Origin of the sequence: Streptomyces sp. TG1A-8 (genome assembly GCF_030499535.1) — a bacterium.
Lineage (GTDB): Bacteria > Actinomycetota > Actinomycetes > Streptomycetales > Streptomycetaceae > Streptomyces.
In genome coordinates, this window is record NZ_JASTLB010000001.1 from 5,118,862 (window position 1) to 5,138,090 (window position 19,229).

General features: G+C 75.3%; 18 protein-coding genes. 7 read left to right on the forward strand and 11 right to left on the reverse strand.

What is annotated here, in order from left to right; all coding sequences use genetic code 11:
- Nucleotides 1-32: 32 nt before the first annotated feature.
- The 3 genes from lpdA to QQY24_RS22465 all read right to left on the reverse strand — a co-directional run bounded on the left by lpdA (nucleotide 33) and on the right by QQY24_RS22465 (nucleotide 4,540).
- A complete protein-coding gene (gene lpdA, locus QQY24_RS22455; RefSeq protein ID WP_301974501.1) occupies nucleotides 33-1,421 on the reverse strand; it encodes a dihydrolipoyl dehydrogenase in 1,389 nt (462 codons plus the stop codon).
- Between the two features lie 280 nt (nucleotides 1,422-1,701).
- Nucleotides 1,702-3,228 (reverse strand): leucyl aminopeptidase, encoded by a 1,527-nt coding sequence (locus tag QQY24_RS22460; protein ID WP_301974502.1) that lies wholly within the window; start codon nucleotides 3,226-3,228, stop codon nucleotides 1,702-1,704.
- 529 nt (nucleotides 3,229-3,757) lie between these two features.
- A complete protein-coding gene (locus QQY24_RS22465; protein WP_301974503.1) occupies nucleotides 3,758-4,540 on the reverse strand; it encodes an adenosylcobinamide-GDP ribazoletransferase in 783 nt (260 codons plus the stop codon).
- 60 nt (nucleotides 4,541-4,600) lie between these two features.
- On the opposite strand from QQY24_RS22465, the gene QQY24_RS22470 reads away from it, so the two are divergent.
- Nucleotides 4,601-5,365 carry a hypothetical protein gene (locus QQY24_RS22470; RefSeq protein WP_301974504.1) on the forward strand — a complete coding sequence of 255 codons (765 nt, stop codon included), beginning with the start codon at nucleotides 4,601-4,603 and terminating at the stop codon, nucleotides 5,363-5,365.
- Here QQY24_RS22470 and QQY24_RS22475 read toward each other — a convergent pair.
- The 3 genes from QQY24_RS22475 to cobT all read right to left on the reverse strand — a co-directional run bounded on the left by QQY24_RS22475 (nucleotide 5,263) and on the right by cobT (nucleotide 9,056).
- A complete protein-coding gene (locus tag QQY24_RS22475) occupies nucleotides 5,263-6,036 on the reverse strand; it encodes a hypothetical protein (RefSeq protein WP_301974505.1) in 774 nt (257 codons plus the stop codon). The genes QQY24_RS22470 and QQY24_RS22475 overlap by 103 nt on opposite strands.
- A 58-nt stretch (nucleotides 6,037-6,094) precedes the next feature.
- A complete protein-coding gene (locus tag QQY24_RS22480; RefSeq protein ID WP_301974506.1) occupies nucleotides 6,095-7,882 on the reverse strand; it encodes a phosphatidylglycerol lysyltransferase domain-containing protein in 1,788 nt (595 codons plus the stop codon).
- A gap of 82 nt (nucleotides 7,883-7,964) precedes the next feature.
- On the reverse strand, nucleotides 7,965-9,056 hold the full coding sequence (gene cobT / locus QQY24_RS22485) for a nicotinate-nucleotide--dimethylbenzimidazole phosphoribosyltransferase (protein ID WP_301974507.1): 1,092 nt from the start codon (nucleotides 9,054-9,056) through the stop codon (nucleotides 7,965-7,967).
- A 133-nt stretch (nucleotides 9,057-9,189) separates the two neighbouring features.
- Between cobT and QQY24_RS22490 the strand changes: the two genes are divergently transcribed.
- Complete coding sequence (locus tag QQY24_RS22490; protein WP_301974508.1) at nucleotides 9,190-10,104, forward strand: class I SAM-dependent methyltransferase; 915 nt, start codon at nucleotides 9,190-9,192, stop codon at nucleotides 10,102-10,104.
- Nucleotides 10,105-10,133: 29 nt separating this feature from the next.
- Here the strand turns inward: QQY24_RS22490 and QQY24_RS22495 are convergent, their stop codons facing one another.
- Nucleotides 10,134-11,336 (reverse strand): bifunctional adenosylcobinamide kinase/adenosylcobinamide-phosphate guanylyltransferase, encoded by a 1,203-nt coding sequence (locus QQY24_RS22495; RefSeq protein ID WP_301974509.1) that lies wholly within the window; start codon nucleotides 11,334-11,336, stop codon nucleotides 10,134-10,136.
- An 80-nt stretch (nucleotides 11,337-11,416) separates the two neighbouring features.
- Between QQY24_RS22495 and QQY24_RS22500 the strand changes: the two genes are divergently transcribed.
- Nucleotides 11,417-11,626, forward strand: coding sequence for a hypothetical protein (locus QQY24_RS22500; RefSeq protein WP_301974510.1), 210 nt, complete (start codon nucleotides 11,417-11,419; stop codon nucleotides 11,624-11,626).
- A 39-nt stretch (nucleotides 11,627-11,665) separates the two neighbouring features.
- On the opposite strand, the gene QQY24_RS22505 is transcribed toward QQY24_RS22500, so the two are convergent.
- The 3 genes from QQY24_RS22505 to QQY24_RS22515 form a co-directional block, all read right to left on the reverse strand.
- Nucleotides 11,666-12,733, reverse strand: coding sequence for a S1C family serine protease (locus QQY24_RS22505; protein WP_301974511.1), 1,068 nt, complete (start codon nucleotides 12,731-12,733; stop codon nucleotides 11,666-11,668).
- Nucleotides 12,734-12,789: 56 nt separating this feature from the next.
- A complete protein-coding gene (locus QQY24_RS22510) occupies nucleotides 12,790-13,491 on the reverse strand; it encodes a bifunctional 2-polyprenyl-6-hydroxyphenol methylase/3-demethylubiquinol 3-O-methyltransferase UbiG (RefSeq protein WP_301976327.1) in 702 nt (233 codons plus the stop codon).
- Nucleotides 13,492-13,574: 83 nt separating this feature from the next.
- Entirely contained in the window at nucleotides 13,575-14,171 is a 597-nt protein-coding gene (locus QQY24_RS22515; RefSeq protein ID WP_367658013.1) for a DUF3043 domain-containing protein, read from the reverse strand.
- A 312-nt stretch (nucleotides 14,172-14,483) separates the two neighbouring features.
- On the opposite strand from QQY24_RS22515, the gene QQY24_RS22520 reads away from it, so the two are divergent.
- Together QQY24_RS22520 and QQY24_RS22525 are read left to right on the forward strand one after the other, a co-directional pair.
- Nucleotides 14,484-15,275: a PspA/IM30 family protein gene (locus QQY24_RS22520; RefSeq protein ID WP_301974512.1), complete on the forward strand. Its 792-nt coding sequence runs from the start codon at nucleotides 14,484-14,486 to the stop codon at nucleotides 15,273-15,275.
- 33 nt (nucleotides 15,276-15,308) lie between these two features.
- Entirely contained in the window at nucleotides 15,309-15,587 is a 279-nt protein-coding gene (locus tag QQY24_RS22525) for a hypothetical protein (protein ID WP_301974513.1), read from the forward strand.
- Nucleotides 15,588-15,600: 13 nt separating this feature from the next.
- Here QQY24_RS22525 and QQY24_RS22530 read toward each other — a convergent pair whose 3' ends face one another.
- Nucleotides 15,601-16,986 (reverse strand): hypothetical protein, encoded by a 1,386-nt coding sequence (locus QQY24_RS22530; RefSeq protein WP_301974514.1) that lies wholly within the window; start codon nucleotides 16,984-16,986, stop codon nucleotides 15,601-15,603.
- A gap of 244 nt (nucleotides 16,987-17,230) precedes the next feature.
- On the opposite strand from QQY24_RS22530, the gene QQY24_RS22535 reads away from it, so the two are divergent.
- Both QQY24_RS22535 and QQY24_RS22540 read left to right on the forward strand, forming a co-directional pair.
- Entirely contained in the window at nucleotides 17,231-18,451 is a 1,221-nt protein-coding gene (locus tag QQY24_RS22535) for a sensor histidine kinase (protein WP_301974515.1), read from the forward strand.
- Nucleotides 18,448-19,128: a response regulator transcription factor gene (locus QQY24_RS22540; protein ID WP_301974516.1), complete on the forward strand. Its 681-nt coding sequence runs from the start codon at nucleotides 18,448-18,450 to the stop codon at nucleotides 19,126-19,128. Before QQY24_RS22535 ends, QQY24_RS22540 begins: the two co-directional genes overlap by 4 nt.
- The last annotated feature ends 101 nt before the right edge of the window (nucleotides 19,129-19,229 follow it).

The following is a 19,229-nucleotide window of genomic DNA, read 5'->3' on the forward strand; positions in this document are numbered from 1 at the left end:
GTCTGTGTCGTCGCGTTCCGTTGACCGAAGGCTCAGTCGTGGGAGTGCAGGGGCTTGCCGGCCAGCGCCAGGTGCGCCTCGCCGAGCGCCTCGTTCTGCGTCGGGTGGGCGTGGACGAGCTGGGCGACCTCGGCCGGCAGCGCCTCCCAGTTGTAGATCAGCTGGGCCTCGCCGACCTGCTCGCCCATGCGGTCGCCGACCATGTGGACGCCGACCACGGCACCGTCCTTGACCTGGACGAGCTTGATCTCGCCCGCGGTCTTGAGGATCTTGCTCCTGCCGTTGCCCGCCAGGTTGTACTTCAGGGCGACGACCTTGTCCGCGCCGTAGATCTCCTTGGCCTTGGCCTCGGTGATGCCGACGGAGGCGACCTCGGGGTGGCAGTACGTCACCCGCGGGACACCGTCGTAGTCGATCGGAACGACCTTCAGACCGGCCAGACGCTCCGCCACCAGGATGCCCTCGGCGAAGCCGACGTGCGCGAGCTGGAGCGTCGGGACGAGGTCGCCGACGGCGGAGACGGTCGGGACGTTGGTGCGCATGTACTCGTCCACGAGGACGTGGCCGCGGTCCATGGCGATCCCGGCCTCCTCGTAGCCCAGGCCCTGGGAGACCGGGCCGCGGCCGACGGCGACGAGGAGGACCTCGGCCTCGAACTCCTTGCCGTCGGCGAGGGTGACCTTGACACCGTCCTGGGTGTACTCGGCCTTCTGGAAGAAGGTGCCCAGGTTGAACTTGATGCCGCGCTTGCGGAAGGCGCGCTCGAGCAGCTTGGAGCTGTTCTCGTCCTCGACCGGGACGAGGTGCTTGAGGCCCTCGATGATCGTGACGTCCGCGCCGAAGGACTTCCACGCCGAGGCGAACTCGACGCCGATGACACCGCCGCCCAGGATGATCGCGGACTTCGGCACGCGGTCCAGGACGAGGGCGTGGTCGGAGGAGATGATCCGGTCGCCGTCGATCTCCAGGCCCGGCAGCGACTTCGGCACGGAGCCGGTGGCGAGGAGCACGTGACGCCCCTGGATCCGCTGGCCGTTCACGTCGACCGAGGTGGGGGAGGACAGGCGCCCCTCACCCTCGACGTACGTCACCTTCCGGGAGGCGACGAGGCCCTGCAGGCCCTTGTACAGGCCCGAGACGACGTCGTCCTTGTACTTGTGGACGGCCGGGACGTCGATGCCCTCGAAAGTGGCCCTCACACCGAACTGCTCGCTCTCGCGGGCCTGGTCGGCGATCTCGCCCGCGTGCAGCAGGGCCTTGGTGGGGATGCAGCCCCGGTGCAGGCAGGTGCCGCCGACCTTGTCCTTCTCGATCAGGGCGACGTCCAGACCCAGCTGCGCCCCGCGCAGGGCCGCGGCGTAACCACCGCTACCACCGCCGAGGATCACTAGGTCGAAAACGGTGCTGGCGTCGTTCGCCACGTCACGTCCTCCATGCATGTGCGCCGTACGCCGGTCGTCGGTGACCGGCAGGCGGCTGGTGTCCGGCCGCTTGATGCTTCGGCCCTTCGGTGGGGCCCTGTCCTGCCGGGCTCCATCTTTGCACTTGTCCGAGGCGGACGAGACGCCGGGCTGGGGTGTGAGACACCCCACGTGCACCGCGGTACGGGGGCGTGCCGCGGCGGGGGCGGGGGGAACCGCGCGCGGTTCCCCCCGCCCCCGCACCCGCCGTACCACCGGGCGGACCGGGCCGCCGGGCGGCTCAGCCCAGGTCGCCCGCGGCCGTCAGCTCGGCGAGCCGCACCAGCGTGCGCACCGCCGTGCCGGTGCCGCCCTTCGGGGTGTAGCCGAAGGGGCCGCCCTCGTTGAACGCGGGCCCCGCGATGTCCAGGTGCGCCCACGTGATGCCCTCGCCGACGAACTCGCGCAGGAACAGGCCGGCGACCAGCCCGCCGCCCATCCGCTCGCCCATGTTCGCGATGTCCGCGACGGTGGAGTCCATGCCCTTGCGCAGGTGCTCCGGCAGCGGCATCGGCCACGCCGGCTCGCCGACCTCCTCCGCGGCCTCGTACACGGCCGTGCGGAACGAGTCGTCGTTGGCCATGATCCCGAAGGTCCGGCTGCCCAGCGCGAGCACCATCGCGCCGGTCAGCGTGGCGACGTCCACGATCGCGTCCGGCTCCTCCTGCGAGGCCGCCCACAGCGCGTCGGCCAGGACCAGCCGGCCCTCGGCGTCGGTGTTGAGCACCTCGACGGTCTTGCCGCTGTACATGCGCAGCACGTCGCCCGGGCGCACGGCGGACCCGGACGGCATGTTCTCGGCCAGCGCCAGCCAGCCGGTGACGTTGACCTCCAGGCCGAGGCGGGCGGCGGCGACGACGGCCGCGAACACGGCGGCGGCACCGCTCATGTCGCACTTCATCGTCTCGTTGTGACCGGCCGGCTTCAGGGAGATGCCGCCCGAGTCGTAGGTGATGCCCTTGCCCACGAAGGCGAGGTGCTTGCCGGCCTTGGAGTGCGTGTACGACAGCTTGACCAGGCGCGGGGGCGCGGCCGAGCCGCCGCCGACGCCCAGGATGCCGCCGTAGCCACCCTTGAGCAGCGCCTTCTCGTCGAGCACCTGCACCTTGACGCCGTGCTCCTTGGCCGCGGCCTGTGCGATGGCGGCGAACGCGGCCGGGGTGAGGTCGTTCGGCGGGGTGTTGATCAGGTCGCGGGCGCGGTTCAGCTCCTCGGCCACCGCCACGGCCCGTGCCACGGCACCCTTGTGGGCCGCGTCCCGCGGCTTGCCGCCGAGCAGCGCGACCTCGGCCAGCGGCGCCCGGCCGCCCGCGGCCCGGTCGTCCTTGGCGCCGTCCTTGTAGACGTCGAAGCAGTAGGCGCCGAGCAGGACGCCCTCGGCGATCGCGCCGACGGCACCGGGACTGTCGACCGGCAGCGCGAACGCGGCCTTGCGGGACCCGGTCAGGGCCCGCGCCGCCGCGCCGGCCGCCCGGCGCAGTGCCTCGGCGCCGAAGCCGGCGCCCTCCCCGGGCTCCGCGCCCAGGCCCACCGCCACCACGAGCGGGGCCTTGAAACCGGCCGGGGAGGGCAGCTTCGTCAGCTCGCCCTCGGCACCCGAGGCGCCGAGGGTCTCCAGGAGGCCGACCAGCTTTCCGTCGTACGCCTTGTCCACGGCCTCGGCGCCCGGCGCGACGACGGGCCCCTGGGCACCCTTGGCGACACCGATCACGAGCGCGTCGGCCCGCAGGCCGGGCGCCGCGGCGGTGCTGAGAGTCAGAGCAGTCACGGTGGTGAGATCTCGCTTCCGATGTGAAGTTGCTGTGGCCGAATAGGGGTGGGTCGACCGGGCCCGACAGCCGACCCTAGGCCCAGGCCCGAAGGTGTGCGGCAACCGGGGCCTTCACCCTGTCGGCGAACACCCGGGACGAGACTACGCGCGTGCACCCCCCCGCTCGTTCCCCCGGGTGCACACCCGTCCGTGGCGTCGTGGCCGTCCCGCCCCCGGTGCGCGGTGCGCCGGGCCGCACCCGCCGGCCCGCGCCGGGCCGCGGACCGGCCGCTTCGCACGTGCCCGCGGCTCCCCGGCGGATCAGCGCGGGGGCCCGGCCGGGGGCCCGGCGCGGCGCGGCGCGCACGCCACCGCACAGGTGGCCGCAGAGGGCGTCCCGCACGCCGGCGTCGACCCGGCCGGCTCCGCCCGCCGGTGATCACCGGCACCTTCCCGGCCCGGGCGGCACCGCGGGCGGCCGGCCCCGCAGGCGCACGCGGGGACGCACGGTGTCCCGCGGGCCGGCGCCCGCACCCGGGCCCGGGGCTCAGCCGAGGGACAGCACGACGAGCGCCGTCGTCGCGGCGCTCTCCGCGAGCCCGCCGAACACGTCCCCGGTGACCCCGCCGAAGCGGCGCGTGCAGTGCCGCAGCAGCAGCTCGGCCACCGCGAGCGCGGCGAGGACCGCGGCGGCGGCGCGCACCCCGCCGGCCACCCCGGAGCAGGCGCCCGCCGCCCCGGCCGCCACCACCACGACGGCCGCCAGGAGCAGCGCCCGGCCCCTCGGCACCACCCCGGCGACCGCGGCCCCCAGTCCCTCCGGCCGGGCCGCGGGCACGCCCGGGCGGGCGGCGAGCGTCAGGGCCAGCCGGGCGGCGGTCGCCGAGACGACGGCCGCCAGGGCACCCCGCGCCCACGAACCGCCGTACGCCTGCGCCAGCGCGGCCACCTGGGCCAGCAGCACGAGGACGAGGGCGAGCACGCCGAACGGTCCGATGTCCGACTGCTTCATGATCCGCAGCGCGTCCTCGGCGGGCCTGCCGCTGCCCAGCCCGTCGGCGGTGTCCGCGAGCCCGTCGAGGTGCAGGCCCCGGGTCAGCGCGGCCGGCACGGCGGTGGAGGCGACGGCCGCGAGCGGCGCACCGGCGCCCAGGAGGAGCAGCAGCAGGCCGAGCCCCGCCGCGCAGCCGCCCACGGCCAGCCCCACCAGCGGGGCGCTCAGCATGCCCCCGCGCGCGGCCTCCCGGTCCCAGCGGTGCACCCGCACCGGCAGCACGGTGAGCGTGCCGAAGGCGAAGCGGAGGCCGTGGAGAGGAGAGGTCGTGAGCACCGGCGCAGGCTATCCGGCGGTCGCCGGGCCGCCCACCGGGGCCGGGGATAAAGTGCGCACATGGGGCATTGGTGGACGCGGAACATCATCGAGCCGGGCAAGCTCCCGCTGCTGCTCGCCCTCGCCGCGTTCGTCCTGACCTTCCTGGTGACCCGGGCCGTGACACGGCTGATCCGGGCCGGCCGGGGCCCGTTCGGGAACGTGCGGGCGGGCGGCCTGCACATCCACCACGTCGTCCCCGGGGTCGTCCTGACCGTCGTCGGCGGCTTCGGCGCCGTGGCCAGCGAGCGGCACGGCGCCGGCGGGGCCGTCGCCGCGGTCGTCTTCGGCATCGGCGCCGGCCTGCTCCTGGACGAGTTCGCGCTGGTCCTGCACCTCGACGACGTCTACTGGAGCGAGGAGGGCCGCAAGAGCGTGGAGGTCGTCGTCCTCACCGCCGCCCTGGTCGGCCTGCTGCTGGCCGGCTTCGCGCCCTTCGGCGTCAACGACCTCACCCAGCAGGAGCTCAAGGACCGCGGCGGCGCCATCAGCACCATCGCGGTCAACTTCCTCTTCTCCCTGATCGCCCTGAGCAAGGGCAAGGCCCGCCTCGCGCTGTTCGGGGCGGTCGTGCCGCCGGTCGCGCTCGTCGGCGCCCTCCGGCTGGCCCGCCCCGGCTCCCGGTGGGCCCGCCGTTTCTACGGCCACCGTCCCCGCGCCCGCGCCAAGGCCACCCTGCGCTCCTATCGCCACGACCGCCGCTGGGCGGGGCCCCGCCGCGCCCTCCAGGACTGGATCGGCGGCAAGCCCGACCCCCGCCCGGTCCGCGTGCCCGGCCACCGCTGACCGCGCCGCGGCCGGCGCCCGTGCCCGCGCCGGACCGCCGACGCCAGGCACGCCGCCCCCGCCGCCGCCAGCGCGGCCAGGTGCTCCTTGCCCGCCAGGTTCTCCTCCACCAGCACCTCGGCCACCATCGCCGCGCTCACCGCCCCCACCGTCACGTACGCGCCGTACCGCCAGCCCACGAACACGGCCAGCCCCACCACGGCGGCCGACGGACCGGTGTCCACCACCTGCGCGTCCGAGGCGGGCAGGCCGAACGGGGCGTGCGGACCGAGCGCGGTGCCCACGCGCGCGTAGAGCGTCCCGGCGAGCGTGGCGACGTAGGCGAGGGTCAGCGTCCGCCACCGGCCCAGGCAGATCTCGGCGATCCCGAACACGACCAGGACCTGCGCGAGCGCGCCCCACACCGGCAGGTCCGGCGCGGGCACGAACAGCGACAGGGGGGTGCGCAGCAGGGCCGTCCCCAGCGGCTCCGCCGCCCGCACGGCGCCCAGCTCCTGCACCGGCCGGTACCCCCACGGCCGGTTCTGCGCGTACTGCAGGAACGACGTCAGGCACACCGCCGCGACCGTCACCGGGGCCGCCCGCAGGCGCCGCGTCCACCGGGTGGTCCCGCGCACGGCGGTGTACAGCGGCCCCCACTCGGCACGGGCCCAGCGGGCGAGCGTCCTCATCGGGCGTTCCCCGTCGACGGCGCCGGCGGGGCCGGCGCGGTGGACGGGGCCGGCGGGGTCAGCGGGTCCGCCGGGGGGTCCCCAGGTGCCTGCGGTGCAGCCACTTCGGCAGGCCCGGCGCCTCCAGGAAACCCTCCGCGCGGGCCGACGCGAGGCCGATGCGCGGCAGGTCCGCGCTCTTCTCGAAGAGCAGGAACCGCGGCTCCCAGATGGGCCGGTACTTGGCGTTGGCCCGGTAGAGCGACTCGATCTGCCACCAGCGGGAGAAGAAGCCGAGCAGCGACCGCCACAGCCGCAGCACCGGGCCGGCGCCGAGGCGCGCGCCGCGTTCGAAGACCGACCGGAACATCGCGAAGTTCAGCGACACCTGGGTGATCCCGATCTCCCCGGCCCGCCGCAGCAGCTCGATGACCATGAACTCCACCAGCCCGTTGTCGCAGTCGCGCTCCCGCCGCATCAGGTCCAGGGACAGCCCGTGCGGCCCCCACGGCACGAAGGACAGCAGCGCCCGCAGCCGCCCCTCGGCGTCGCGGCACTCCAGCATCACGCACCGCCCGTCCTCCGGGTCCCCGAGCCGGCCGAGCGCCATGCTGAAACCGCGCTCGGTCGCCCCGTCCCGCCAGTCGTCCGCACGCTCGACGAGGTGCGCCGTCTCGTCCGCCGGGATGTCCTCGTGCCGCCGGATCCGCACCCGGTACCCGGCCCGCCGCACCCGGTTGTACGCCTGCCGGACCGTGCGCATCGCCCGGCCCTCCAGGGTGAACTCGGCGACCTCCACGATCGCCTCGTCGCCGAGTTCCAGGGCGTCCAGGCCGTACCGGGCGTAGACGGTCCCGGCCTCCTCGCCGGCCCCCATCACCGCCGGGATCCAGCCGTGCTCCCGCGCCTCGGCCAGCCACGGCGCGATCGCCCCGGGCCACGCCTCCGGATCGCCGAGCGGATCCCCGGAGGCGAGGCTCACCCCGCCCACGACCCGGTAGGCGACGGCCGCCTTCCCGGTCGGCGACCACACCACGCTCTTCTCCCGGCGCAGCGCGAAGTAGCCGAGCGAGTCCCGCGCGCCGTGCCGTTCCAGCAGGGCCCGCAGCCGTTTCTCGTCGTCCTCGGTGAGCGGGTCCACGGCCCGCCGGGAGCGGAAGGCGGCGTACAGGACGGCGAGGACGAGGACCGTGCTGAGCACGTTGACGGCGACGTTGGCCCAGTTCGGCGGGTCGATCCCGGGGAAGCGGGACTCCTCGGCGGCCACCGACACCAGCCGCAGGGTGCCGTAGTGCCAGCGCTCGGCGAACGACGAACGGGCCGCGTCCGGGGCCTGGTTGGTGGCCGTCACCAGCAGGCCGGCCAGCAGTGAGGCGGCCAGTCCGCCGCCGACGGCGACCGTCGCGGCGAGCCGCGGGTTGGACCGGTCGCCCTTGGCGTAGAACTCCCGGCGCCCGATCAGCAGCGCGCCCACGAAGGCGGCCGTCAGCACCAGCGAGATCCAGTTCTGCGCGTACCGCCGGATCTCCGGGAACGCCATCGCGAAGGCGAACAGGACCAGGAACGACCCGCTCAGCACCAGGTTCAGGATCCACGCGGCCCGCTTGCGCCGGCGCATCGTGATCGCCAGGAACGCGGTGAACACGCCGGAGGCGAAGCCGGCCGTCAGCAGGTAGGGCGTGAAGAGGTCCTCCTGGTTGTGCCGGCGCACGTCCTGTCCCAGCGACACCCACACCGCGCTGAGGAAGTTGACGAAGGCGACGGCCCGCAGGTACCAGACGGCGAAGGCGGCGGCCCGCCGCGGGGCCGCGCCGGGCCGCCGCCCCGCCTCGGCCCGTTGTTCCGCGGCAAACCGGGCATCTCCCATGAGGGAGGATCATATGGGTGCGCCCGCCCCGAACCGCGCTATTCGGAACACCGGTCCCGGCGGGTCCCGCCGGGCGCGACCGCTACTCCCGCCCCGGCTCCGGCTCCGGCCCCGGCTCCGCCCCGGCCCCCGGCTTCTCCGGCAGCTCCGCGGCCAGCGCGGCGGCGGCGCGCACCAGCGGCAGCGCCAGCAGCGCCCCGACCCCCTCGCCGACCTTCACGCCCTGCTCCAGCAGGGGTTCCAGCGCCATTCGGTCCAGCGCCTTGGCCTGCCCCGGCTCCCCGCTGTCGTGCCCGGCCAGCCACCAGTCCGGCGCGCGGAAGGCGACCCGCTGGGCGACCAGCGCGCACGCGGCGGCCACGACCCCGTCCAGGATCACCGGCAGCTTCCGCACCGCGCACTGCAGCAGGAACCCGGTCATCGCCGCCAGGTCGGCGCCGCCCACGGTCGCGAGCAGCTGCAGCTGGTCCCCGAGCACCGGCCGCGCCCGCCGCAGCGCGTCCCGGATCGCCGCGCACTTGCGCATCCACGCCAGGTCGTCGATCGCGAGCCCGCCCCGCCCGGTCACCACGGAGGCGTCGGTCCCGCACAGCGCGGCCACCAGCACCGCCGCGGCCGTCGTCCCGCCCACGCTCACATCGCCGAGGACCACCAGGTCCGTGCCCGAGTCGGCCTCCTCGTCGGCGACGGCGACCCCCGCGCGGAAGGCCGCCTCGGCCTCGTCCGCGGTCAGCGCGTCCTCGACGTCGATGCGGCCGCTGCCGCGCCGCACCCGGTGCCGCACGACGTCCTCCGGCAGGGTGCCCGGCGCGCAGTCCAGGGCCATGTCCACGACCCGCACCGGCACCTCCAGCCGGCGCGCCAGCACCGACACCGGGCCGACGCCCTCCAGGACCGCCCGCACCAGATGTCCGGCGCCGCCCGCCGGCCGCGCCGACACGCCCAGTGCGGCGATCCCGTGGTCACCGGCGAAGAGGACCACCCGCGGCCGCTCGACGGGCCGCACCGGCACGGCGCCCTGCGCGGCGGCCAGCCACTCGCCCAGCTCGTCGAGGCGCCCGAGCGACCCGGGCGGCACGATCCGGCTCTCGCGCCGGGCCTCGGCGTCACGCCGCACACCCCCGTCCGGGCGCTCGATGAGATCGCTGAAGTCGTCGAGATTAAGCCTGCTCATTCGCCGAACAGTACCGGCAGCGCACGCACGTCCCGGCGCCACACCGACACCTCACGGCCACGTCGTCGTTGCACCCGGGATCGGTATCCCATACGTTCCGCTTTGCAGTGGAATGTCTCCCAGGGAGCCGCCCGTGCCGCCCTCGCCCCCCGCCCCGCAGAACACGCCGCGGACCGCCGTGCCGCCCCGCGTTCCGTTCCCCGAGCAGCGCCGGCCGGGCTGCCCGTGGTGCGGTTCCGCGCGCCTGCGCACGCGCGCCGTCGCCACGTGCCGGGACTGCGGCCACGTCTTCCACCACCGCGTCCACCGCCCGGACCACCTGGAGGACTACGCCGACCAGGCCCTCTCCGCCCGAGCGGTCCGCCGCCGCCACCGGGCCGCGGCCCGCGCCGTGCTGCCCCTGGCCGAGCCCGAGAGCTGGCTGGACGTGGGCACGGGCGACGCCCGCTTCCCGCAGACCGCGCGGGAGGTCTTCCCCTACACCTCCTTCGACGGACTGGACCCCACGCCCCGCGTCATCGAGGCCCAGCGGGCGGGCCGCATCGAAGAGGCCCACCAGGGGCACCTGACCGCCCCCGAGATCCAGTACCGCCTGCGCTGCCGCTACGACGTGGTCAGCATGTTCCACCACCTGGAGCACACGGCCGACCCGCGTGCCGAACTGCGCGCGGCGCTGGGCGTCCTGCGCCCCGGCGGCCACCTCCTCGTCCAGGCCGCCGATCCGCGCAGCGCGTTCGCCGCGCTCCTCGGCGGACGGTGGGCGCCCCACGACCCGGCGCGCCACCTGAACCTGCTGCCCCGCGACAACCTCCGCGCGGACCTGCGGGCGCGGGGCTGCACCGTCCTGGCCGCGGACCGCGGCCACCTCCCCCACGACCTGTCGGGAGCGGTCCTGCTGACCCTGGGCCCGGCACTGGGACGGGCCGCCGCCCCCCTGACCGCGGCGGCCTCGGTCCTGGACCGCGCCCTGTCCCCGTTCCTCCGGCACACCCCCTTCGCCAACACGTACCGCGTCATCGCCCGCAAGGGGACGAGCGGCGGGAGGTAGCCGCCGGGCGCGGCCCCGGCCGCACCCGCTCAGCCCCGCAGCACCACGGCCTGCCCCGCCACCACCAGCACGACCTGCTCGCACTCCGCCGCGAACGCGGCGTTCAGGCGGCCCAGTTCGTCCCGATACCGGCGTCCGGAAGCGGTCGCGGGCACGATCCCGGAGCCCACCTCGTTGGACACGGCCACCACGGTCCGCCGGGCGCGGCGCACCGCCGACGTCAGCTCCCGCACCCGTTCGCGCAGCGCCTTCTCCCCGCCGCCCGCCCACTCCGCGTCGTCCCACGCCCCCACCGCGTCCATGGCGTCCGTGAGCCACAGCGACAGGCAGTCGATCAACAGCGGCGGCCCGTCCCCGGCCAGCAGCGGCACCAGGTCGGTCGTCTCCGCCGTGCGCCACGACCCCGGCCGCCGCTCCCGGTGGGCGGCCACCCGCGCCACCCACTCGGCGTCCCCGCCGCGCGCCCCGCCCGTGGCCACGTACAGCACCTCGGGGCAGGACTCCAGCCGCCGTTCGGCCTCCACCGACTTGCCCGAGCGGGCCCCGCCCAGCACCAGCGTCCGGCGCGGCACGTCCGGCACCTCCCCGTACGCCCCGACCACCAGCGTCGTACCGTCCGGCACCGTGCGCGCCCCCGCCGCCGCGAGCCGCCGGCGCAGCTCCGCGCCCTGCGGCACGTCGTGGTCGAGGTGGACGGCGAGCACGTCCGTGGCCGGCCCGGCGGATCCCACCGCCCGCAGCCGGGCCAACGCCTCCGGCCGGCCCACGACGTCGGCGAGGACCGTCTGGTACGTCTGCGCCGTGGCCGCCTCCAGGCCCGCCGGCGCCCCGCCCGGCGGCAGGTACAGCAGCCGCTGCCCGTCCGGCCCGGTCACCGCGTACCCGGTGCCGCCCGCGTCCATCGCCACGGCCCGCACCCGGTGCCCGGTCAGCAGCGCCAGCTCCCGCCCGTCCGGCACCCGGCCCGGCTGCGGCAGCCCGGCCGGCACCTCCACCGGCGGCCCGTCGTGCGGGTGCGACAGCAGCACCTGCCGCACCCCGCCCAGCGAGTGCCCGGCCCGCGCGGCGGCGAAGGCCGCCCCGGGCGTCAGGTCGAGCAGCAGCGTGCCGTCCACCAGGACGGCGGTGGCCGCCCGCGCGTCCGGCCCCAGCGCGCCCGCGCAGACGGCGCAGGGACAGTCGGGGCGGGGCAGTCCCCCGGGGGCACCGGTACCGAGCAGAGTGATTTCCACGGACCGATTTTCACCTCTCCCTGCTGGTCTCGCGCTTCCGGATAGGCTTCCCGGCAGGTGTCGGATCACGAGGAGGCCGTATGACGGAATGGACGTGGCGGTTCGAGAAGGCCGACGGGACGGAGGTCCAGCCGGCGGTGCAGCCCGAGGAGTTCACCACGCAGGGGGACGCCGAGTCCTGGATCGGCGAGCACTGGAAGGCGCTGGCGGAGGGCGGCACGGAACAGGTGCGGCTGTTCGAGGAGAGCACCGAGATCTACGGCCCGATGAGCCTGCACGCCGACGCGTAGCCACTCGGCGGGGTGAGCGGTGCGGAGGGGCGCCCCTCCTCACTGCTCGCCCAGCGTCACCTCCACCGTCCGCTTCCTGCCGTCGCGCAGGAAGGTCACCGTCGTCCGCCGCCCCGGCCGCTGCGCGGCCAGGGCCTCGGCCAGCGCCGTGCTGGTGGTGACCGGGGTGTCGCCCAGCCCGGTGATCACGTCGCCGGGCCGCAGCCCCGCCCTGTCGGCGGCGCCCCCGCCGCCGACGCTGACCACCGCCACCCCGGCCGGCCGGTAGCCGGCGTCCACGACCGTCCGGGCGGTGATGCCGAGCGCGGCCCGTCCCGAGTCGACGACCTTGCCGTTCGCGACGATCTGGCCGGCGACGGTCTTCACCATCGACGCCGGGATGGCGAACCCGATGCCGGGTGCCGCGCCGCCGCCCAGGCCGGGGTCGGCGGCGGCGAGCGTCGGGATGCCGACGACCTGCCCGTCGAGGTTCACCAGGGCGCCGCCGCTGTTGCCGGGGTTGATGGCGGCCGACGTCTGCACCATGTTGGCGATGGTGGCGCCCGTGCCGCCGCCGGGGCCGCTCTCGCTGACGGTCCGTCCGGTCGCCGAGACGATGCCCTGGGTCACGCTGGAGGACAGCCCGAGCGGTGAGCCCATGGCCAGCACGATCTGGCCGGCCTCCACCTCGTCGGAGTCGCCGAGCGCCGCCGCCCTCAGTCCGGCCGGCACCCTGTCCAGCTTGACCACCGCGAGGTCCTGCGCCGGGTAGGAGTACACGAGGCGCGCGGTGAGCGGGGTCTCGCTGTTGGCCGTGGTCACCGTGAAGGTCCTCTCGGAGCCCACCACGTGCGCGTTGGTGACGATGTGGCCCCGGCCGTCGTACACCACCCCTGAGCCCAGGTCGCGGCTCGCCCGGATCTGCACGACCGACGGCAGGACGGCCCTGATCACCTTCTGGTACCGGGTCTGCAGGTCGTCCGCGGCCAGGGGCACGGCCGCCGGGCGGGCCGTGGCGTCCTTCGCGGGCGGCGCCGGGCCCGAGCAGCCGGCGGCGCACACGGCGGCGCACACGAGCACGGTGACCCGGGCGCCCCGGCGCGGGGCGCGCGTGCAGGAAGCGTCCATGGCCCGAGTCTCACCCCGCGGCGGCGGTCGGGGCCCGCCGTGGGCGCCCGAACGGCCTAGCCCCGCACCCCGCACAGGTGCAGCAGGGCCGCGACGCCGCGGTACGGATCGGTCCGGCCGGCCCGCTCCTCGACCGCCAGCAGCGTCTCCAGGTCGTCCGGCGTCCGCGCGCCGTCCGCCGCCGTGTCGGTGAAGACCCGTACGCCGTACCAGGCGTGCAGCGGGGCGGCGATGCCGGCGAGGGTGGCGGTCAGCGCCGACAGCCGGTCGGCCCGCACGTCCAGGCCGAGGCGGTTGCTGTAGGCCGTGGTGTCGAACGCGGCCAGCGCGCCGGCCCAGTCCCCGGACAGCCCCGGCCGCATGGCGAGGGCGTCGCCGTTGCGGACCAGCAGCGACAGCAGCCCGCCCGGCGCCAGCATCCGGGCGAGCCCGGCCACCAGCGGATCGGGCTCCTCGACGTACATCAGCACACCGTGGCAGAGGACCACGTCGAAACTGCCCGGCAGGAAGTGCACACCGGTGTCCCGCCCGTCGCCCTGCACCAGCCGCACCCGCTCGCGGATGCCCTCCGGCTCGCCGGCCAGCGCCTCCCGCGCGGCCGCGATCATCGTCGCGTTCCGCTCGACGCCCGTCACCTGGTGCCCGAGCCGGGCCAGCCGCAGCGCCTGCGTGCCCTGGCCCATCCCCACGTCGAGCACCCGCAGCCGCTGCCCGACCCGGAACCGCCCGGCTATCTGCTCGTCGAGCTGCCGGGCCACCAGCTCCTGGCGCACGACGTCACGCAGCCCGCCCAGCCGGTTGAGCCAGGACCGGGCCGCACCCTCGGGGAAAGCGTCTGCGCTCAGGGCCGCTCTCCGCGCTTGACCTGCGGCTTCGGCAGCCGGAGCCGGCGCATCTGGAGGGAGCGCATCAGGGCGTAGGCGACCGCGCCCCTGCGGTTCTGCTCGGGGAAGCGCTCGGCCAGCCGCTTCTTGAGCCGGAAGCCGCTGACGGCCGCGTCCAGCACGATCAGCACGATCACGATCAGCCACAGCAGCAGCGCGATGCTCTGGATCGAGGGCACCCGCACCACGCTGAGCACCAGGATCACCACGGCCAGCGGCAGGAAGAACTCCGCGACGTTGAACCGCGAGTCCACCCAGTCCCGGGCGAACCGGCGGACCGGGCCCCTGTCCCTGACCGGCAGGTACCGCTCGTCACCGCCGGCCAGCGCCTGGCGCTGGCGCTCCAGGGCCTGGCGGCGCTCCTCGCGCTGGCGCTTGGCGGCGTCCTTCCGCGTCACGGGCGTGTGGGCGACGCTGCGGCGCTGGGACTGGGCCTGACTGCGCTTGGGCGTGGGCCTGCCCTTCGGGGCCTGCGGGTCACGGGGCTGCTTGGAGAAGTTCACCGGCGCCTTGTCGGCGGGGGCCTTCTCTTCCTTGGCACGGCTACGGAACACAAAACCCAAGGGTAAGGGCTCCCCGGGCCCGGACCGCAGCCCGTCCGGGAACGATCCGGCAACACCGGACGTCTGTAGGGGACAGAGAGGACGTTGCAGACGCTCCGCCCGGCGGTCACCGGGAAGGACCGCGAAGGGGCCCGGCCCCGGGGTCCGCCTCCTCCTCACGCCGGAGCGGCGGGGTCCGCAGTCGTCCTTGGGGATGAGCGCATCACTCCCCGGACAGTGCGGTAATGGAAGCAGGGCCCGTACTGTGGGACCTGTCGCAGGATCGGTGAGCTGGAGTCCGTCAGAAGGGGGCGCGCGAAGCCCATGAGCGGTGTCATGAAGCGTATGGGGATGATCTTCCGCGCGAAGGCGAACAAGGCCCTTGACCGGGCCGAGGACCCGCGCGAGACCCTCGACTACTCGTACCAGAAGCAGTTGGAGCTCCTGCAGAAGGTGCGCCGCGGCGTCGCCGACGTGGCGACCAGCCGCAAGCGCCTGGAACTCCAGCTGAACCAGCTGCAGCAGCAGTCCTCCAAGCTGGAGGACCAGGGCCGCAAGGCGCTCGCGCTGGGCCGCGAGGACCTGGCCCGCGAGGCGCTGTCCCGCCGCGCCGCCCTCCAGCAGCAGGTGACCGACCTGGAGACGCAGCACGCGACCCTCCAGGGCGAGGAGGAGAAGCTCACCCTCGCGGCCCAGCGCCTGCAGGCCAAGGTGGACGCCTTCCGGACGAAGAAGGAGACCATCAAGGCCACCTACACCGCCGCCCAGGCCCAGACCCGGATCGGCGAGGCCTTCTCCGGCATCTCCGAGGAGATGGGCGACGTCGGCCTGGCCATCCAGCGCGCCGAGGACAAGACGCAGCAGATGCAGGCCCGCGCCGGCGCCATCGACGAACTGCTCGCCTCCGGCGCCCTGGACGACCCCTCCGGCATGGCCAAGGACGACGTCCAGGCCGAGCTGGACCGGCTCTCGGGTGGTACGGATGTGGAGCTGGAACTGCAGCGCATGAAGGCGGAGCTGGCCGGGGGCACCCCCCAGCAGGCGATCGAGGGCGGCACCGGCCGGGCGCAGACCCAGCAGCAGCCGCAGGACACCCCGCGCTTCGACAAGCAGTAGGCGGGTACCGCAGTCCGAGCCGAGGAGACCGACGTGATCGTGCGGATCATGGGAGAGGGCCAGGTGCGGCTGGACGACGCCCACCTCGCCGAGCTGGACGCGCTGGACGACGAACTGCTGGCGGAGGTGGAGAGCGGCGACGGGGAGGGCTTCCGCCGCACGCTGCACGCCCTCCTGGACGCCGTCCGCAGGCTCGGCAGCCCACTGGCGGACGACGCCCTGGAACCCTCGGAGCTGATCCTGCCCGCGCCGGACGCCTCCCTGGAGGAGGTCCGGGAGCTGCTCGGCGACGGCGGGCTGATCCCGGGCTGAGGAGCGGTCCGGGTCAGCCCAGCGTGAACCAGGCGGTGCGGGACTTGCGCCACTCCGGGTGGGCGAGGTCCTTCGCCGCGGTGCCGTCGCCGTACAGGTCGGCCGCCCCGTTGTCGGTGATCAGCTGCACCCGCCCGCCGGGGACGGACAGGTCGGGCACGGACACGACGGACTCCCAGCCGCCCGCGTCCGCGGTGGGCAGGTCCAGCGCCTTCACGGGCCGGTGGCCGGCCACGCCGTCCCACGCGTACAGGGCGTACGGGGCGCTGTTGTCCTCGGCGGCCCAGGAGCCGGCCAGGATCAGGTACTGACCCCTGTCGTTGCGGCGCAGGTCCCGCACGGACAGGCCGCCGAGGTCCAGCTCGACGGGCGTGCCGAAGACGGCCCTGCCGCCCCGGGCCACCTGGTCCATGTCGGTCACGGGCACCAGCAGCGCCTTCCCGCCCTCCCGCGGCGGCACCAGCGGGGCGCGGAAGCCCAGGTAGGCGGTGGTGGCGGAGCCCGGCGCGAACTCCAGTCCCTCCACGTTGAACCCGTCGGCCTGCTTCGGGGCCTGCCCGTCGGCCGTCGCCGCGGCGAAGCCGTACCGGTCGCCGTTGGCCTCGTCCCAGGCCACCAGGTCGTCGCGCAGGCGGTGGCCCGCGGCGCCGAAGGCGAGCGAGGTGGCCGCGCCCGAGCCGGAGAGGGTCGTGGTGAAGACCGTGTTGCGGTCGGCCCGGTACTCGCCGTCCTTGTTGTTGCCCAGCGAACCGGTCCAGTAGACCGTGTCGCCGACGCGTGCCGCGCCCTCGACGTCGACCTCCTTGTCGGCGCCCAGCGCGTCGCCGAGGTCCCAGCTCCTCACCGGGGCACCGGAGGCGGAGCCGTCGTACAGGCGCAGGGTGTTGTCCTCGTCGTTGGCGACGAGGACGTACCCGTCCCCGGCGTCGACGGCGGCGGAGGCGTCCGAGGCACCGGTGGTGTAGCGGGTGCCGGCCGGGTCCCGCACGGCGGGGGAGGCCGCGTAGTGCAGCGTGGTGGTGGCCGTCGTGCCGCCGGGCCCGGTCACCCTCAGCGTGAGGTCGGTGTAGCCCTGGGCGCGCGCGGTCACGGCGACGGCACGGGTGCTCCCGGTGCCGGTGACCCGGACGTCGGTGGTGTCCGCCACCGAGGTCCGGCTGCTCCTGCCGGCCGTCACGGTCAGCGCCGAGGCGTCCGCCCCGCTCTGCGCGACCGTCACGGCGACCGTCGGGTCACCGGTGGCGCCGACCGCGCCCGACAGGTAGGCGGCCGACAGCTTGATCGTGGGCGTTCCGTAGCCGGCCGCCTGCGCGGGGGAGGCCAGGCCGGCGGCCGAGACCAGCACGAGGGCGGCGGCGGACCAGAGCGCGGGCGGCGACGGCACGGATCGAGGGCGCACGGGGAGCTGCCTTTCGTCGGCGGGCACATCCGGCCGGGCGGCGCGGATGCCGAGGGCAAGGATGAGCGGGGCGGGCCAACGGCGCGCGGCGCCCGGCGGTCACCCGGCCGACCGGACGCCCAACATCCGGGGTCCGGCGGACGCCCGGCATCCGGCGTCCGCGGGCCCGCCACCGCACCCCCCTCCCGTGGCCGGTCGCCGGCTCGCTGCTGACCGGTGCCGCACGGCCCCGTACTGTTCCCCCGTGAGCACACTCGAACGCGCCCGGTGCCGCCTGAAGGCCCACCCCTTCGCGCTCGACGCCGCCCTGGCCGCGGGAGTGCTGGTGTGCATGGTCGCGAGCTCCTTCGCGGTGCCCCGAGGGGAGAACGGCATCACCTGGGGGGTGCGCAGCCCTGATCCGCTCAGCCTGCTGCTGATGACGCTCGCCTCGCTCGCGCTCGTCCTGCGCCGCCGCGCGCCCGGCAGGGTCCTCGCCGCGACCGGCGCCCTCTCCGTGGTCGAGTGCGTCACCGGGGATCCGCGCGCCCCGGTCGCCATGTGCGCCGTGATCGCGCTCTACACCGTCGCCTCGACCACCGACCGCACCACCACCTGGCGCGTCGGCCTGCTCACCATGACCGTGCTGACCGCCGCCGCCATGCTCGCCGGGCCGCTGCCCTGGTACGCCCAGGAGAACCTGGCGATCGTCGCCTGGACCGGCATCGGCGCCACCGCCGGGGACGCCGTGCGCAGCCGCCGGGCCGTCGTGCAGGCCATCCGGGAACGCGCCGAACGCGCCGAGCGCACCCGTGAGGAGGAGGCCCGCCGCCGGGTCGCCGAGGAGAGGCTGCGCATCGCCCGCGACCTGCACGACGTCGTCGCCCACCACATAGCCCTGGTCAACGTGCAGGCCGGGGTCGCCGCCCATGTGATGGACCGGCGCCCCGACCAGGCCAAGGAGGCCCTCGCCCACGTCCGCGAGGCCAGCCGGTCCGCGCTCAACGAACTGCGCGCCACCGTCGGCCTGCTCCGCCAGTCCGACGACCCCGAGGCCCCCACCGAACCGGCCCCCGGACTCAGCCGCCTGGACGACCTCGCCGGCACCTTCCGCAGCGCGGGCCTGCCCGTCGAGGTGGCCCGCGCCGACCAGGGCACCGAACTCCCGGCCGCCGTCGACCTGGCCGCCTACCGGATCGTCCAGGAGGCGCTGACCAACGTGCGCAAGCACGCGGGGGCCGGGGCCAGGGCCGAGGTCAGCGTCGTACGGGTGGGACCCGACATCGAGGTCACCGTCCTGGACGACGGACCGGGCGGGGCCGCGGCACCCGGGGACGGCGGCGGGCACGGGCTGCTCGGCATGCGGGAGCGGGTCACCGCCCTCGGCGGCACCCTGACCACCGGCCCCCGCTACGGCGGCGGCTTCCGCGTCCATGCGATCCTGCCCGTCGAGAACCGCACCACGGCCCCGGGGGAGCCCGCATGACGATCCGTGTCCTGCTCGCCGACGACCAGGCACTGCTGCGCAGCGCGTTCCGGGTGCTGGTCGACTCCGAGCCCGACATGGAGGTGGTCGGGGAGGCCTCCGACGGCGCCGAGGCGGTCCGCCTCGCCCGGGAGCACCGCCCCGACGTGGTCCTCATGGACATCCGCATGCCCGGCACCGACGGGCTCGCCGCCACCCGGATGATCAGCGCCGATCCGTCCCTGGCGCACGTCCGCGTGGTGATCCTGACCACCTTCGAGGTCGACGACTACGTCATCCGCTCCCTGCGCGCCGGCGCCTCCGGCTTCCTCGGCAAGGGCAGCGAACCGGAGGAGCTGCTGACCGCCATCCGGGTCGCCGCCGGCGGCGAGGCGCTGCTCTCCCCGGCCGCCACCAAGGGCCTGATCGCCCGGTTCCTCGCCCGGGACGACGACGGCGACGGTCCCGACCCCGCCCGCTGCAACCGGCTCGGGGCGCTCACCGGCCGCGAGCGGGAGGTGCTGGTCCAGGTCGCCGGCGGCCACTCCAACGACGAGATCGCCGCACGCCTGGAGGTCAGCCCGCTGACGGTGAAGACCCACGTCAACCGGGCCATGGCCAAGCTCGGTGCCCGGGACCGGGCCCAACTCGTCGTCATCGCCTACGAGTCGGGCCTGGTCCGTCCGAGGATGGACTGATCTCCACCCGCGTGTACTGCGCGCGGAGTAGTCGGCACACGAGAAATGGACCTGGGGCCTACGGAATCGGCCCCCGGCATGGCCCAGGGTGTGGAGTGGGC